The organism is Paenibacillus sp. NPDC057886, assembly GCF_042796655.1.
GTDB lineage: Bacteria > Bacillota > Bacilli > Paenibacillales > Paenibacillaceae > Paenibacillus.
This window is the reverse complement of sequence record NZ_JBHVMZ010000001.1, coordinates 183009-198768: the sequence shown is the minus strand read 5'-3', so window position 1 is coordinate 198768 and position 15760 is coordinate 183009. Positions and strand designations below refer to the sequence as shown.

At 46.3% G+C, this 15760-nt stretch carries 15 protein-coding genes and 1 other RNA gene; 9 read left to right on the top strand and 7 right to left on the bottom strand.

The genetic code is table 11. The annotated features are described in order from the left end of the window. Positions 1-30 precede the first annotated feature (30 nt). From ACFVQB_RS00965 to cshA, 4 genes are all read right to left on the bottom strand, one after another. Positions 31-423 (bottom strand): DUF1499 domain-containing protein, encoded by a 393-nt coding sequence (locus ACFVQB_RS00965; protein ID WP_024629239.1) that lies wholly within the window; start codon positions 421-423, stop codon positions 31-33. 185 nt (positions 424-608) lie between these two features. Next, positions 609-801, bottom strand: a non-coding RNA gene (gene ssrS / locus ACFVQB_RS00960) — 6S RNA. Positions 802-852: 51 nt separating this feature from the next. Continuing rightward, complete coding sequence (locus ACFVQB_RS00955; protein WP_379434524.1) at positions 853-1689, bottom strand: YesL family protein; 837 nt, start codon at positions 1687-1689, stop codon at positions 853-855. Positions 1690-1871: 182 nt separating this feature from the next. Continuing rightward, positions 1872-3461 carry a degradosome RNA helicase CshA gene (gene cshA, locus ACFVQB_RS00950; protein ID WP_379434522.1) on the bottom strand — a complete coding sequence of 530 codons (1590 nt, stop codon included), beginning with the start codon at positions 3459-3461 and terminating at the stop codon, positions 1872-1874. Positions 3462-3773: 312 nt separating this feature from the next. Between cshA and ACFVQB_RS00945 the strand changes: the two genes are divergently transcribed. The 4 genes from ACFVQB_RS00945 to ACFVQB_RS00930 all read left to right on the top strand — a co-directional run bounded on the left by ACFVQB_RS00945 (position 3774) and on the right by ACFVQB_RS00930 (position 7861). After that, positions 3774-4586 (top strand): YitT family protein, encoded by an 813-nt coding sequence (locus ACFVQB_RS00945; RefSeq protein WP_379436217.1) that lies wholly within the window; start codon positions 3774-3776, stop codon positions 4584-4586. Between the two features lie 175 nt (positions 4587-4761). After that, positions 4762-4950 carry a hypothetical protein gene (locus ACFVQB_RS00940; protein ID WP_029880762.1) on the top strand — a complete coding sequence of 63 codons (189 nt, stop codon included), beginning with the start codon at positions 4762-4764 and terminating at the stop codon, positions 4948-4950. A 160-nt stretch (positions 4951-5110) separates the two neighbouring features. Further along, positions 5111-6292, top strand: coding sequence for a putative glycoside hydrolase (locus ACFVQB_RS00935; protein ID WP_079694852.1), 1182 nt, complete (start codon positions 5111-5113; stop codon positions 6290-6292). A gap of 207 nt (positions 6293-6499) precedes the next feature. Then, complete coding sequence (locus tag ACFVQB_RS00930) at positions 6500-7861, top strand: MATE family efflux transporter (RefSeq protein WP_379436214.1); 1362 nt, start codon at positions 6500-6502, stop codon at positions 7859-7861. A gap of 78 nt (positions 7862-7939) precedes the next feature. On the opposite strand, the gene pfkA is transcribed toward ACFVQB_RS00930, so the two are convergent. Beyond that, complete coding sequence (gene pfkA / locus ACFVQB_RS00925) at positions 7940-8911, bottom strand: 6-phosphofructokinase (protein ID WP_307413894.1); 972 nt, start codon at positions 8909-8911, stop codon at positions 7940-7942. Positions 8912-8965: 54 nt separating this feature from the next. Beyond that, positions 8966-10045, bottom strand: a complete 1080-nt coding sequence (locus tag ACFVQB_RS00920; RefSeq protein ID WP_175381611.1) for a tetraprenyl-beta-curcumene synthase family protein — start codon at positions 10043-10045, stop codon at positions 8966-8968. Between the two features lie 179 nt (positions 10046-10224). Here ACFVQB_RS00920 and ACFVQB_RS00915 point away from each other — a divergent pair, with 179 nt between their 5' ends. After that, positions 10225-11565 carry a polysaccharide biosynthesis protein gene (locus ACFVQB_RS00915; RefSeq protein ID WP_379434519.1) on the top strand — a complete coding sequence of 447 codons (1341 nt, stop codon included), beginning with the start codon at positions 10225-10227 and terminating at the stop codon, positions 11563-11565. 37 nt (positions 11566-11602) lie between these two features. Then, positions 11603-12772, top strand: a complete 1170-nt coding sequence (locus tag ACFVQB_RS00910; RefSeq protein WP_379434517.1) for an MFS transporter — start codon at positions 11603-11605, stop codon at positions 12770-12772. A 138-nt stretch (positions 12773-12910) separates the two neighbouring features. On the opposite strand, the gene ACFVQB_RS00905 is transcribed toward ACFVQB_RS00910, so the two are convergent. After that, positions 12911-13108, bottom strand: a complete 198-nt coding sequence (locus ACFVQB_RS00905; RefSeq protein WP_017689394.1) for a cold shock domain-containing protein — start codon at positions 13106-13108, stop codon at positions 12911-12913. 163 nt (positions 13109-13271) lie between these two features. Between ACFVQB_RS00905 and ACFVQB_RS00900 the strand changes: the two genes are divergently transcribed. The 3 genes from ACFVQB_RS00900 to pepF all read left to right on the top strand — a co-directional run bounded on the left by ACFVQB_RS00900 (position 13272) and on the right by pepF (position 15685). Further along, the gene (locus ACFVQB_RS00900) at positions 13272-13505 is read left to right on the top strand and encodes a hypothetical protein (protein ID WP_024629225.1); all 234 of its coding nucleotides are present in this window, start codon (positions 13272-13274) and stop codon (positions 13503-13505) included. A 3-nt stretch (positions 13506-13508) separates the two neighbouring features. After that, positions 13509-13694 carry a hypothetical protein gene (locus ACFVQB_RS00895; RefSeq protein ID WP_024629224.1) on the top strand — a complete coding sequence of 62 codons (186 nt, stop codon included), beginning with the start codon at positions 13509-13511 and terminating at the stop codon, positions 13692-13694. A 200-nt stretch (positions 13695-13894) separates the two neighbouring features. Continuing rightward, entirely contained in the window at positions 13895-15685 is a 1791-nt protein-coding gene (gene pepF, locus ACFVQB_RS00890; protein ID WP_379434514.1) for an oligoendopeptidase F, read from the top strand. Positions 15686-15760: the final 75 nt, after the last annotated feature.

Here is a 15760-nt window from a genome sequence, read left to right as displayed (position 1 = left end):
CTCTCGCTTTTTGTTATTCACCCATCTATTTCAATCATTTGACTTATACTTACTCAGCTTCTTATCCAATACGGAGAACAAGTTCATGATCGTGCGATAATTAGAACCCAGGTCTCCAAGTGAACCACGTGAAGCCGAATACATATCGACCGCACTGCGTACAGGACTTACCGATATAATGGAAACCGTAATATCCATCGTCCGTCCAAAGGTAGTCCGCTTCTCCAGTATGACCTCTCCCACAGAAGGCACTTCATGCAACACTTTATAACCTGGAATTTTTTTGAGTGTCGAAGAAACCTCTTCCCAGGCTCTGTCTTTGGATAAGTTATAATACCGTGTTTTTAATTTGGGATCCTTGGCTCGATCGCTGGTTCCCTCCATGCTGCGGATGATACCGACGAGCGTTCTCTTTAAGGTCAAGACCCTTCCTCCTTTGAATGTAACCGTTCCATTTATGTATACTAGTGTAACATTGTTCATGTAGTAACAAAAGGGCAAGCGACACTTTTAACAAAATACAGCCAATTCAACAAAATAAGCTCAAATAAAAAGCACCCTGAAATTCCTGGATTAGAGGAAGAGTCAGGGTGCTGTACATGATAAAATAGGAACCCGCCTATGCCGTCCGGCTACATTGTCTTATGAACCTGCTTAGCAGGTGGGTGGCCACAAAAATGTATTTTTGAAGTCCCCATGTCATATAGACAGGGCGTTTCAGCAACATTCTGTATTGATCTCCCGAAGACATCATCATTGGTTCAAAACAACGAATAACCGAAACGTACATCGCAGGATGTACAATTATTATATCCCTAACTGTGTAAAAAGTAAATGGTGACAGCTCATGTTTTATTTTTGGAGATTATCGTGTTTTTCGTCAGATGGCTTAAGCTTAGATGGTTCAGCCGTCTCTATCGTATCAACTGACTCCCCTGCCTGTTCAGCGGCTTGTGCAGCTTCCTCTTCTTCTTTCTTCAGCTGCATCTTCTCCATCTGCTCTTGCATCTTATTAAACGTTGCATAGAAGTTGAAGAAAGCAAACCAGGCCACAATGCTAATAATGAAGAAGATGAACAAGACCGGATAACGGAAACCGATATAGAACAACAATCCACTTCCCAGCAACGTGGAAAATACACGGAATGGTCTAATCAGCGTCAACAGAACCGCATTTTTGATAATCAATCCGATGGACATGTGGTAATGTACAACCATCGAGAAGAAGTTAAAGAGAGAAACAAACAGCAGCAGCAACAGTACAAGCATAATAATTCCTACCAGCTGCATATTCTTGAATTGTGTCATGTATACTGTGTAATCCAGATACATGATGGCAAACAGCAAGGTATAGAAGATGCCTCCGATTAAACTCTGTTTGTAGTTCTCTTTATAACCTACAAAGAAAGTACGGAAGATCGGCACGTCCGTATCACCCATATTCCATTTACGTACAACCGTAAACAGCGCCGATGTCGCCGGGAATAGTGTAAGCGGTGCCACAATGGCTATAGCCCAGTTCATTTGTAGTGATTCGTTGGCCAGGTTCTGCTGCATCACGAGCAGTTTCATAATCAAGAAAAACAAGAACGGAGACGAACAAATAGCCCACAACAGATTGGTTGCGGCCAGTCTCGTAATCCACTCTGTAAGTCGGTAGATCCCACCCATAGCTCCTTTAAATTCCAAACAATTCTCCTCCTCCGCAGCCTTGCGTCTTACCTGAATTCTAATAATATTAATATACCTTATTATAGATAGGAAAAGCCAGCCCTTCCCGAAAAGAGATCGACGGCACACGGGTTTGCATAATCCGCCCATAAAAAAATGGAGCAGTCGCCCTGCTCCATTTTCCAGTTCAAGCTTGTATATTATTCGAAAGAAGAATCTTTGGCAGGACGACGTCCTTCGTTGTTGCTCGGACGCGGTTTGCGGTCACGGTTGTAACCACCTTCTCTGCTTCCACTTCCACTTCCACTGCCACTGCTGTTACGATCGCGGTTGTATCCACCACGTCCGCCGCCACTGCTGTTGCGATCACGGTTGTAACCACCGCCACCACCACTGCTGCGGTTGCCGCTGTAACCAGATGGTTTGCGTCCGCCAGAGCGAACATCCGGTTTACGACGCTTCGCACGGATCGGATCTTCCGGAGTCAGATCAACCTGAGCATCTTTTTTGTCACCTGTCAGGAGCTTGAGAGCAGCCGACAGCAGTTGAACAGAATCATATTGCTCAAGCATTTGAATCGCGATACCTTTGTATTCGTTCAGTTCGCCAGATTGTACGATTTCGAGCAAACGCTCAGCTGTCAAACGTTGTTTGCCTTCTACAGCCTCAGCCATTGTTGGCAGTGGCTTGCGTGGAATACGGTGACGTGTTACACGCTCGATAAAGTGCAGGTGGTCGATCTCACGCGGAGTAACGAAAGACCATGCAGCACCTTCTTTACCCGCACGACCTGTACGGCCGATACGGTGAACATAGCTTTCCGGATCTTGCGGAAGGTCAAAGTTCACAACGTGAGTTACGCCGGATACGTCGAGACCACGTGCAGCTACGTCTGTTGCAACGAGTACATCAATGCTGCCGTCACGGAACTTACGCATTACTGTATCACGTTGGTTTTGCGACAAGTCACCATGGAGACCGTCAGCAGAATATCCACGTTTTTGCAGAGCTTCAGCCAATTCGTCCACACGACGTTTAGTACGTCCGAATACGATCGCCAGTTCAGGAGATTCCATATCCAGCAAACGGCTAAGTGCTTCAAATTTTTGACGCTCAGGCACTTCAATGTAAGCTTGATCAATCAAAGGTGCGCTTACTTGTTTAGGGATTACAGATACGTGCTCAGGGTTGTTCAAGAATTGTTGAGCCAATTTTTGAATGTTAGGAGGCATTGTTGCTGAGAACAGCATCGTTTGACGCTCGTCCGGAACTTGTTTCAGGATGGATTGAATATCCTCCATGAAACCCATGTCGAGCATTTCATCTGCTTCATCCAATACAACAGTTTGTACATCATCAAGTTTGATTGTTTTGCGGTTGATATGGTCCAGGAGACGTCCTGGTGTACCAATGATGATCTGTGGTTTTCTTTTCAGTGCACGGATTTGACGAACGATATCTTGTCCTCCGTAAATTGGCAGGGAGCGCAAACCTTTAAAGCGGGTGAGTTTTTCGATTTCTTCGGCAACCTGGATCGCGAGTTCACGTGTAGGTGCCATAATGAGGGCGCGGATTTTTTCATCACTTTTGGAGATTTTGCTGATCAATGGAATACCAAATGCAGCGGTTTTACCAGTACCCGTTTGAGCTTGACCGATCAAGTCTCTGCCTTCAAGAGCAAGAGGGATTGATTTGGATTGAATCGGAGTTGCCTCTTCAAAACCAAGTTCGGTGATCGCTTGCAGCACCAGTGGTTCAAGATTGAAATCTGTGAAATTTAAATTTGTCAAAATTATTCATACTCCTTCTATATGGTGGACATGGTGGACAATCCACTTTGTTGTCTGTATTCTTAAGTAGCGTTAATATTTATAGGTTATCCCATCAAGTCGAATTATTTTCACAAACGAACATAATTCGTGAATGGGTCCCCAACATAAGACTAAAACTACATACATGTGTTTGAAACATTTCAAATTTTATCGTTCCATTTGGAAAAAGTTTCCTACTCAAGAATATCCACAAATCATTATATCACAAAACAATTCAAGATTACCAGCAATCTGGTTTTAAATATAAATGAGGTGATTAAATTGCCCAAAATGATTTGGCACTTTTTAGTGATCGTATTGGGTGCTGCAGCTATTGCCTGCGGCTTCAACTGGTTTTTGGTTCCCCATCAGCTTCTTAGCGGCGGGGTATCCGGTATTTCCATGCTTCTCGGCTATTTTACGAATTTGAATCTTAGTATAATGTATTTTGTTCTAAACATTCCTCTGCTCATTGCAGGTTGGTTTATTCTTGGACGACGTTTCATTACATTAAGTATTGTTTCGGTAGCAGCCACTTCATGGTTCATCGGGCTTCTGCCTGTTTTTGCTGTGGCAACAGATCCCCTTCTTAGCTGTGTATTTGGCGGCGTGTTAGTGGGACTGGGTACCGGCGTTTCTTTCCGCGTCGGCGGCTCGACGGGCGGGCTGGACATTGTTGGTTCCATTTTCACCCGTAATCGTGATTTCCCGATTGGTACGGTAATGGCTGGCATGAACGGAGCCATTATTATGCTCGCAGGCTATCTGAATGATAACTGGAACATCGCACTTGCCTCCATGGTATCAATCTATATCACAGGCAAAGTGCTGGATCTGATTCACATCAGCCATGTCAAAGTCACATTGTACATTATTACCAATGAAACCGAAGCGATGTTGAAAAAATTGCTTATTCGCCCTCGCGGGGTCACCAAAATTAAGACCCAGGGAGCATATACAGACATCGAAAAGGACATGTTAATGACAGTGACTACTCGCTACGAACTCGTTGAAATCAAACAAATTATCAAGGAAACCGATCCGAACGCCTTTGTGAATATTGTGGAAACGGTTGGAGTTATGGGCTCTTTCCGCCGAAGTTGAGGCAGATGTACGGTTAACAATTCAAAACATTGTGGTATAATAACGGTGTACGGCTCCTAAATATGTTGTATAGCAGGATGTGCCCTTCAATTTCACAGAACCATGTGCTTTTCCGATTCGCGCCGAATGACTTACCATTTTGGAATTCGAGTAGGAAAGGGTGATTATTGTGGATATGGAAACGGTAAAACTGTTTGAAATCGTCAACAGATGGTGCCCGGAAATGCTCCCTTTCTTAAAACCGAATGAGCTCGACTCACTGATTGTTCTCCGGGATGGGCTGGGCATCCTGGAACAGGGAGACGCAATGGAAATCATTCAGTACAGTATTTGTGAGCATCAAAATGAGATCTACATTCAATAATTTTTTTAGATTGATCACGCCGCTTCTTGTGGGGGTTACCCTCAACAGGAAGCGGTTTTCATTTTTTCCATGTGTTTCATCACTTGAATAATATGGTTAAAAGCCCAGAGGCTTTATTGTATAATTCAAACATGGAATGCACATAGGGGAGTGGAAATGAATGAACATGTTTTGGGCTTTACTGGCTATGGCGTGGGGAACCTTCAGTGGTACACCAGCTACAGCGGATCAAGGGAATCAACCCTTTCAATCATTAACGAACAGTTTCAACACCGCCATCATTCAATCTCAAAAAGATCAGGTCGTTATTGATGCGGATAACCCGCCTGCCAAAATTGACCCACAACCCGATGCACCCGTTGTCAAAGGCATCTATGTGACGGCTTACAGCGCCGGTGGTGCACGGATGACATCATTACTCGATCTGATGGATAACACAGAGCTCAATTCTATGGTCATTGATATCAAGGACGATCTCGGATACATAACTTACCCTACGGAGAACAAGACATTACAGGAAATGGGCAAATCCCAGCCTTTTATCCGTGATATTGATGCCTTGATGAAACGCCTGCAAAAACATGACGTTTACCCGATCGCACGAGTGGTAGTGTTCAAGGATACGATTCTCGCCAAGAAAAATCCGGAGCTCTCTTTCCGCAACAAGGACGGTTCTGTATGGGCCAATGGTAAAGGCGACAGCTTCGTGAATCCCTACAGCAAGGAAGTATGGGATTACAATATAGAGATTGCCAAGGAAGCTGCTAAATTGGGATTTAAGGAAATTCAGTTCGACTATGTTCGTTTCCCGGAAGGTTTTGAAACGCGTGCAGACGCATTGAAATACACCAAGTCCGACAAGTCACGGGTCGACATTGTAGCCGAATTCGTGCAGTACGCACGCAAGGAGCTGGCACCGCTGGGTGTCCGAGTCTCGGTTGATATATTCGGGTACGCGGCCTCAGTACCAGCAGCCGAGGGTATTGGACAGGATTTTGTGAAAATATCTGAAAACGTGGATGTCATCTCGCCGATGGTTTACCCGAGTCACTACTCCACCGGCTGGTACGGTGTGAAGGACCCTGACAAAGATCCATATACGACCATCAAAGGCTCCATGAAAGACACTCATAAGAAACTTGATCCAACCAAGGAGCTTAAACCCGTAATCCGCCCATGGATTCAGGACTTTACAGCAAGCTGGCTAGGCAGTGGACATTACATTAAATACGGCAAAAAACAGGTAGAGGACCAAATTCGTGCGATGAAAGACATGGATGTGGATGAGTACCTGCTCTGGAATGCCTCCAATCGGTATACGCCAGACGTAAATTATAAATAATGCACTCTTATTTTGGTTCATTTTAATTTAAAACCTCGTTCCGTCTTATCTGGAGCGAGGTTTTTTACTACGCTCTCAACCTTACCTTCCGCACAATCACATTCCCCCTCCCTATTCAAATCGGGCAAAATCCACTACAATAAATAGCTGTCCGTACATGACAGTTTAGTGATAACTCTTAAGAATAGTGAGGCACTGCCAGTGAACATGACCACCACCAGCTTTTCTCAAAAAGTAAAGCAATTCCTGATTATATTTTTACCCATCTTCACCACACAAATCGCCCTCTCTGCCATGTCGTTTTTCGATACCAATATGTCAGGCAAGTTCTCACCGGCTGATCTCGCGGGTGTCGCCATTGGCACAAGTCTGTGGTTGCCGGTGCAGACAGGGCTAAGTGGTATTCTGATCGGCATTACACCTGTCGTCTCCCACCTGCTCGGTTCGAAGCGTAATGACAAGATTGGTCATAGCGTCATTCAAGCTTTATATCTCGGTGTGGCGGTCGGAATCGTCGTTCTTGCAGCAGGCACATTGCTGCTCAGTCCGATTCTAAACGGAATGCCTTTGGAGCCGCGGGTTGCCCAAGTCGCCTTCTATTTCCTGTGTGCTTTGGCCTTTGGGGTTATCCCCCTTTTCGGCTACACTGTGCTACGGAGTTTTATGGATGCACTGGGCCAGACACGGATCACCATGATGATTACGCTGGTATCGCTGCCTGTAAACATCTTCCTGAACTATTTGCTTATCTTTGGACGCTGGGGCTTTCCCCAACTGGGAGGTGTCGGAGCAGGTGTGGCTACAGCAAGTACATATTGGCTCATTTTTCTCCTCAGCCTCTTTTTCGTACACCGGATTGAGCCCTTTGCCCAATATGGGATTTTTCGAAAAATGCCCAAAATTTCATTGAACAAATGGAAAGAACTGCTCAAGATCGGCGTTCCCATCGGTTTTGCTACTTTTTTTGAAACCTCCATTTTTGCAGCAGTCACCTTATTAATGAGCCGGTTCGACACCATTACGATTGCTGCCCACCAGGCGGCCCTGAATTTCGCTTCTACGCTGTATATGCTGCCTGTGAGTATATGTATGGCCCTTACGATTCTTGTGGGCTACGAGGCCGGCGCAGGGCGTGTGAGAGACGCAAAGCAATACAGTCTCCTGGGTATCGGAGGTGCCATTGGGCTCTCTCTGTTAACAGCTGTGGTATTGCTTGTATTCGGGGAACAAATTGCGGGCGTGTACTCGAATGATCGCGAGGTTATTGCTTTGATACAGCATTTCCTGATTTACGCCATCTTCTTTCAAATCTCTGATGCCATTGCTACTCCAACGCAGGGAGCACTTCGGGGCTACAAGGACGTGAATCCTGCATTGATCATAACGTTTGTCGCGTATTGGATCATCGGTCTACCTGTCGGGTACATCACGGCTACGTATACTTCACTCGGTGCCTTTGGTTACTGGATTGGACTGATTGCCGGCCTTGCCGTTGGAGCAACGGCGCTTCTCTGGAGATTGTTTCTTGTGCAGAAGCAAGCCTCGGTACGCATGGCTGAAAATAAATAATGGAAATATAACAAAGAGCACAGCCCGTGATAAAACGGGACTGTGCTCCTTTGATTTGAACTTTTGGTGATGACTTGATTATTGGGACAAACGCTGTGCAAGCTGGTAAGTCTCCATATCGAAGTCTTTTTTGGTATTAACAACTTTATCAATATCGGTCAGGGTCAGTTCACCCTTGATAATACCGCAACCTTTGTCTGTCTCTCCTGCGATCAGACTGCGTACGGCGAAATCTCCCAAACGACTGGCAAGGTTACGGTCAAACGGAGTTGGCGTACCTCCACGCTGAATGTGACCCAAGACAGTTACACGTGGCTCATATGTTGGGCAGCGTTCCATCAGTTCTTTCGCTACATCCTCACCTTTACCCACACCTTCAGCAACGATGATGATACTGTGGCGTTTGCCATGTGCAAAGTTGGCTTTCATGCGATCTGCCACTTCGTCCATGTCAAACGGAACTTCCGGTACAAGAATTGTTTCTGCACCCGAAGCGAGTCCTGCATGTAAAGCGATATCGCCACAGTGACGACCCATGACTTCAACGATGGAAGAACGTTCGTGTGAAGACATGGTATCGCGCAATTTGTTGACTGCATCTACTACTACGCTTACTGCTGTATCGAATCCGATCGTGTGATCGGTGAAAGAAACGTCATTATCAATCGTTCCCGGAAGACCCATCGTGTTGATGCCCAACTTGCTCAGTTTGTTGGCGCCGTTATATGAACCGTCCCCACCAATAACAACCAGACCGTCAATGCCGCGTGCACGCAGAATGTCTGCACCTTTTTGCTGACCTTCAGCGGTATAGAATTCCTTGCAGCGTGCCGATTGCAGAACCGTTCCCCCACGCTGGATGATATCCCCTACACTCCGCAAGTCCATTGGGAAAATATCGTTATTCAAAAGACCCTGGTATCCACGTTGAACCCCGTACACTTCGAGACCGTGAAACAGTCCGCTGCGAACAACCGCACGAACAGCCGCGTTCATCCCTTGTGAATCACCACCGCTCGTTAAAACTGCGATTTTCTTTACTGCTGTCATGATGTTTCTTCCTCCTCTAGTTTCACTTCAGGCTCCCACCAAATTACGCCTGACTTACATATGCTTACGAATCCAGCGGCTAAAGATAAAGAAAAATACTCTTGTCATCGGACTATTCTTCATCAAACGCTTGGAAACGACGCGAACTTCCTGCTGTTCGCTGACTTTGGGATCAGACAGGTAAATGGCAAGCAGTCCTTCGATAATCATCCGGTGGAACGAACTTCCCGGAATCTTCTGCACATCACTGCGGGCCATCTCCACAATAAAAGCAATTCGGTCCAGCATTGTCTCCACATTCTCATAATAATTGCAGAAGTTGAGATCTCCCCCGATACGATCTTCATCCTGATCGATTAAATAATCGAGCATAATGTGCAATGCGCATACATGAGGAAAATAGGCAGTGTGGATCGAAGCCGCCTGCTCTTCTGTCAGCTGATCATCACTCGCAGCCAGAAACAGCATGAATACGCCCAGCGTAGAGCCGGTAGCGGCGGCAAATTCGTTCCAACGGAACTGAGGTGTGCGGTGGCGATGTTCCGACCACCATTCCAGCAATGCCGTTTCTCTCAGTTCCGGCTTGATGTGCTTATATACCTGCAGGTCCGTGTATAGGCCTGCCAGATCCTGAATTTGAGGCTTGGCGGATGCATAGCCTGGCAGCTGACGGGTCAACTCCTGACATGAGGTCACTAGATTCCTTAGGTACCCGCCATCATCCTGCTCCTCGCGGAGCGCGTAATAATTGACAGGGGTTGCTTCGGGATCTACCGCATCAAGCATAGATTGATGGAGAAGCCGAAAGTCATTCGGGTCCATCGATGTACTGCGATCACACAGATTGTCCAAATAATCACTAATAGTCTGATATGAAACGATCAGTGGAATCAGAATGTGCCTGTTCGGCAAATCAGGTAAAGCATAAACGGTCCCGCCTTCACAGTGGAACTGCTTGTCCCTGAGACTGGCCAGTGCCTGATTGCGCAATTCCTCATTCGGAATTTTCTCGGCTTGGGCACGCCATCCATCCAATTCCTTCCGCGTTTCCGGAATGGTGTATTTGTACACCCCTCTCATCAATGCCAACGGTCCACGCGGATATTGATGACGATTTCGATTTGATTGGCTCAAAATAAATGTGCCTCCACTTGGTTGAATACGTATTAGAGCGATTTTTAACCAATCCTATTATAATATGATCCCCTTAATTGTACAAATGATCTCCCGCATATTCCGCACAAAAAATCGCATCCGCTTCCGAGGCTTTGTGATATACTAGGCATATTTCATCCATCAAAGGAGTCGTTGACATGACGTCAAGTGAACCACTTTCGTGGAGACGGTTATTTGCATTTTTTGTGCCGCTTGGCATATCCGCCTCTCTCGTTACCATTTCTCACGTAATTATTAACAGTACACTCGCACGTTCCGCTCATCCCGAGACGGTCATTGCCAGCTATGCAATCGCTGGCAGCCTGCTGACCCTCACCGAGCGCCCTTCAACCCTGCTGCGTCAAACCTGTTCGGCGCTGGTTCGGGATCGCCTTTCCTTTCAGGCCCTCACGTTTGTGACCAAAATATTTCTCGCTTGTGTGCTTCTGATCGGATTTCTCATCGTATATTCTCCCATTGGTACAGGTGTATTCAAATATCTGTTTGGCGTAAGCCCGGATCTGTTATCGAAAGTGATCGACGTCTACGAGATTCTCATGTATGTCAGCATCTTTTCGGTCATCCGCAACATCTATCAGGGCATCATTATTACGAATAACCGTACGAAATGGCTGACGATCGGCATGTTATTCCGCCTTGCCGGCATGTATGGCCTGTCCTTGTATTTCATATATACAGACAGCATTGACAGTGGACGTGTAGGCGCTATCATTTTTGCCGCGGGCATGATGATTGAGGCTTTGGTCAGTTTTCTCGAAGGTAACAGCATCAAGCGCAAGATGCCAGCCAAGCTGGAGGATCATCCTGTTGAAAACAAGGCAGACGTCTTTCGCTTTTACAAGCCGCTGTTATTATCCAGTTTCGTGGCCCTGTTTATCGGACCCGTTATTAATATCGTACTTGGCAAAACGACAGGGATTGCTCTGGCCATCTCTTCCTTTGCCGTTGCGAGTAGCCTGATGCAGCTGATGCTGAGTTTTTTTACATACATCCACCAAATCGTGCTGAATTTCTACCATGTTGATGCCAAACTTGTGAAGAAGTTCGCACTGGTCACCGGATTTGTTCCTTTTGCCATGACCGTATCGATTGCCTACACCCCACTTGGACCGTGGGTACTGGAGAATGTAATGAGCGTTCAGGGCAATCTGCTACAGCAAAGCTTGTGGACACTGCGTGCGTTTGTACTGTTTCCGCTGATTTCACCTTTTCTCGACTTCAGCAATGGTTTGATTCTGCTGCGCGGACAGACCAAAACGATGTTTCGCTCCCAGACGGCCAATGCCATATGTACGGTGATCGTCCTGCTCATTCTGGTCAGCATATTTCCTGCTTGGAACGGCATGATCGGCGCAGTGGCTCAATCTCTAGGCTTGCTTGCCGAGCTTGTCATCGTCTGGCTGGTCATCCGGCGTACGCAGAAGGAACCTACCATGTCTGTACCCTCATCCGGGAAATCATCTTCCCTCAAGGGATAATCAATTTGAACTGTAATCAAGAATGGAGCCTTTCATCATGAAATCAAGTCATACCGCCCGGCCAGATCAAAACTGGCTGCGGGCACTCATGTTCACCATCTTCGGTTCCACTGTACTGGTGGTATCGTATTTCCAGCTTTATTTCAGTCATCTGGGATTCAGCCGGGCCGAAATCGGTTACCTGTACGGAATTGGCCCTCTCGTCTCCGTATTCTCCAACATGTTCTGGAGTATGGCCAGTGACCGCTACAACACCGTACGCAAAGTGATGATCATCTTGCTTGCCGGGCAACTGATCACCGGTGTCATGCTTGCCAACGCCACAACCTTTGGTCAGGTATTTGTACTAGTGACACTGTTTTACTTTTTCTACTATCCGGTTTATCCACTTTCCGATACGATGGCGATTACAACCGCGAGCAAGTATGGGCGAAATTTCACTTCTATTCGTGTTTTTGGCTCGATCGGCTATGCGTTCTTTGCGTTAAGCATCGGATACTTTCTCGGATCTTTCGGACCGGGATGGACGATGTGGGTATGTATCGCGCTGGCCGCGACTACACTCCTGATCGGTTTTCGATTAAAAGATCAGCCTTCGGGCAGCAGCACTAAAATGGATCTTTCGGGGCTATGGTCCGTCTTGAAACGAAGGGATGTCCTCACCTTTTTTGGCTGCGTTTTTCTGCTCGCTCTGGGTCACCGAATGAATGAGGCCTTTCTTACCATTACGCTAAAAGATCTAGGTGCCAGTGAAGGGCTGATCGGCTGGTCCCTGTTGATCTCTTCCGTAAGCGAGATCCCGGTGTTTCTGCTGTTAAGCAGATACGGCAATCGCTACAAAGAACTTCCCTTGCTCACGATCGCTGCGCTGATGTATACGATTCGCTTATTTCTGATGTCCATCTCGGATACACCCGCAGCGGTTGTTGCCATTCAGACGATGCACAGCGTAACCTTTGGCGTCTTCTACGTGACTGCAGTCCGTTATATCACCCGCCTAGTTCCGGATGGCTATCGCGCCACTGGTATGGCCCTGTTTACCATTGTGTGGTCCAGCGCTTCCGGTCTGCTCAGCGGAACCCTCGGAGGATTGCTGCTGGAGCATACCAACAGAAACACCTTCTATCTCACTGCGATGGCGTTTTCCCTGGCCGCACTTGTTGGATTTTGCATGAAGCTTTGGTCAAGCATGACTAGCCGCGCATAAGCATCCAAAAAGGAGTTCCCTTATGGAACTCAACATATCAAAAAAAGCACAGCCTCCCATGGGGGGGACTGTGCTTGGGTTCGTATATTCAGCTAGAAGCCAATCATTTATAAGAAATCCGTGTGACCGGAAATATTCTTACAATTTGTTTACGTTAGCTGCTTGAGGACCACGGTTTCCATCAGTGATTTCGAATTCTACCGCTTGACCTTCTTCCAATGTTTTAAAGCCGTCGCCTTGGATTGCGGAGAAATGTACGAATACGTCCTCGCCGCCTTCAACTGAAATAAAGCCATAGCCTTTTTCTGCGTTAAACCATTTAACTGTACCTTTCAAATGAACAACCTCCTAAAAATATCGCCATCTATGGCGAATACCCTCATTATACTGTATGGCCTTCTACATTGCAATTTATCTTTTCCATAAAAGTCGAAAAAATTTGCTTTGAATCCAAGGGTACGGTATCATTTTACCAAAACCGTTAGTTTGGAGACTACCTATGATAAAAAAACATGAAATATACAAAACAGACAAGTGGAATATGATGACCGTAGAAGTTCAAGGCAAGTATCTGGTGCTTCGTGAAATCTCGGAAGAATGGGGCGAAGAATGCCATACATTCCTCAGCCGTCCTGCGTTGATGCACTGGGCTGAACGCCGCTTCCCGAAAGAAGATTTCGAGAACCGCGAGGACGAATGGCGTCAATTGATGGCTGCCTTCAAAGGGGTCTAGCCCATGCAGCTTGACTCAAGCAATGTCGTCATCTTTATTATTCTTGCTTTTTCCCTAGGAATCGTGCTGATTCTGGGACGCAATTCCATCCCGGATCGTCTAAGACGGGGCATGGCACTGATAGCCACCCTGCTGATTTGTTTCGCATTTTTCCTGATCGTTTACTTTTTGGTCAATATGGGAGCCTAGCTTCTTCAAATATTTCAATGCCCCTCAGGTCATACTATACGGGATTATTCGTATAGTGAGGAGGAAGGCCGTTGAAATACCGCAAATCGCTGTTCATTTTGCTGGTACTTAGTCTGATTCCTTCGTCTCTCTCCGCACAAGCGAGTGGGACGAAGGCAGCTTCGTCTATATATTCATCACTTCATCAAAGGAGGATTCCCATGAGTCAACTATTGAAACGTTCCGAGGTACCTACTGAACAAACCTGGAAACTGGAAGATCTATTCGCCGATCAGAAAGCTTGGGATCAGGAATATGAAGAAGTATCGTCTTTGACTAAGAAAGCCTCCGAATTCCAGGGCAAACTGAACAAACCTGAGACACTCAAAAGCTGTTTTGAACTCGAAGATGAGATCAGTCTCAAAACCGAACGCCTCTTTGTATATGCACGGATGCATCAAGATGAAGACACAGCTAACCCTACATATCAAAACCTGTCCCAAAAAGCACAAAAGTTAAGCGTGCAGGTTGGTGAAGCACTATCTTATGTCACACCCGAAATCTTGTCCCTTCTGGATGATCAGCTGGATGCCCTCATCTCCAACGAGAAACTCTCTGCCTATAAGTTCACATTGGAAGAGATGAAACGCGAAAAGGCTCATGTACTGAGCCAAGCCGAGGAAGCATTGCTTGCACAGGTGGGCAACCTGTCCCAGGCACCACAGACCATCTTTAGCATGTTGAACAACGCCGATCTCAAGTTCCCGAAAATCAAGGATGAGCATGGAAACGAAGTGGAACTGACTCACGGCAGCTATATTCAGTTCTTGGAAAATCCGAATCGGGAAGTTCGCGAACGTGCCTTCAAAGCGGTGTATGAAACCTATGCCAAGCAAAAGAACACCATTGCTGCAGCTTTGAACGCCAACGTTACCAAAAACATGTTTTATGCCGATGTTCGGAAGTATCCTTCCGTCATGGAAATGTCACTTTACGGCGACAACATTCCGAAGGATGTCTATACCAATCTTGTGGATACGATTCATGAGAGCCTTCCGCTGTTACACCGTTACATGGACCTGCGCAAAAAATTGCTCGGCGTAGATAAGTTGCATATGTATGACCTTTTCGCCCCACTGGTGGATGAATACAAAATGGACATTACCTACGAGGAAGCAAAACAAACGGTTAAAGATGGCTTGAAGCCGCTTGGCAAGGATTATGTAACTGCATTGCAGGCCGGCTATGATGATCACTGGATTGATGTATACGAAAATGAGAATAAACGTTCAGGCGCATACAGCTGGGGAGCCTACGGCACCCACCCTTACGTCTTGTTAAATCACAAAGACAATCTGAACAGCATGTTTACGCTGGCTCATGAAATGGGTCACGCTCTGCATTCCCACTATTCGGACACTACGCTTCCGTACCGTGATGCACAATACACCATTTTCCTGGCTGAGGTTGCATCCACAACGAATGAAGCCTTGCTGATGGATTATCTGCTCAATAAATCGACGGATCCAAAGGAAAAACTGTACTTGCTGACGTATTATGCAGATCAGTTCCGTACGACCGTATTCCGTCAAACCATGTTTGCAGAATTCGAAAAAATTATTCACGAGCGTGCTGAACAAGGTGAAGCTCTCACACCTCAGCTGCTTTCCGAGATTTATTATGACCTTAATGTCAAATACCATGGAAACAGCATGGTTGTGGACAAAGATATTGAAATGGAATGGGCGCGTATTCCCCACTTCTATAACAGCTTCTATGTGTACAAATATGCGACCGGCTTCTCAGCAGCGACCAGTTTCTCCAAGCAAATTCTGGAAGAGGGCCAACCTGCCGTAGACCGTTATCTTGGATTCCTCAAGAGCGGTGGCAGTGACTATTCCATCAACATCCTGAAAAAAGCAGGAGTGGATATGTCAACGCCAGAGCCGATTCGCGAAGCTATGAGTGTGTTCAAGGAACTGATTGAGCAAATGGAACAACTAACGAAATAAGGTTGCTTTCTCGTCCATGTGACCTGTGTCCCTTGCCCATTCGGGCAAGGGATTTTATAATCAAGCAAGATGCAA

Coding starts and splice junctions, on each gene's coding strand:
- ACFVQB_RS00945 (WP_379436217.1), top strand. CDS start 3,774: ATGATTTGGCACTTTTTAGTGATCGTATTGGGTGCTGCAGCTATTGCC.
- ACFVQB_RS00940 (WP_029880762.1), top strand. CDS start 4,762: ATGGAAACGGTAAAACTGTTTGAAATCGTCAACAGATGGTGCCCGGAA.
- ACFVQB_RS00935 (WP_079694852.1), top strand. CDS start 5,111: ATGAACATGTTTTGGGCTTTACTGGCTATGGCGTGGGGAACCTTCAGT.
- ACFVQB_RS00930 (WP_379436214.1), top strand. CDS start 6,500: ATGACCACCACCAGCTTTTCTCAAAAAGTAAAGCAATTCCTGATTATA.
- pfkA (WP_307413894.1), bottom strand. CDS start 8,911: ATGACAGCAGTAAAGAAAATCGCAGTTTTAACGAGCGGTGGTGATTCA.
- ACFVQB_RS00915 (WP_379434519.1), top strand. CDS start 10,225: ATGACGTCAAGTGAACCACTTTCGTGGAGACGGTTATTTGCATTTTTT.
- ACFVQB_RS00910 (WP_379434517.1), top strand. CDS start 11,603: ATGAAATCAAGTCATACCGCCCGGCCAGATCAAAACTGGCTGCGGGCA.
- ACFVQB_RS00900 (WP_024629225.1), top strand. CDS start 13,272: ATGATAAAAAAACATGAAATATACAAAACAGACAAGTGGAATATGATG.
- ACFVQB_RS00895 (WP_024629224.1), top strand. CDS start 13,509: ATGCAGCTTGACTCAAGCAATGTCGTCATCTTTATTATTCTTGCTTTT.
- pepF (WP_379434514.1), top strand. CDS start 13,895: ATGAGTCAACTATTGAAACGTTCCGAGGTACCTACTGAACAAACCTGG.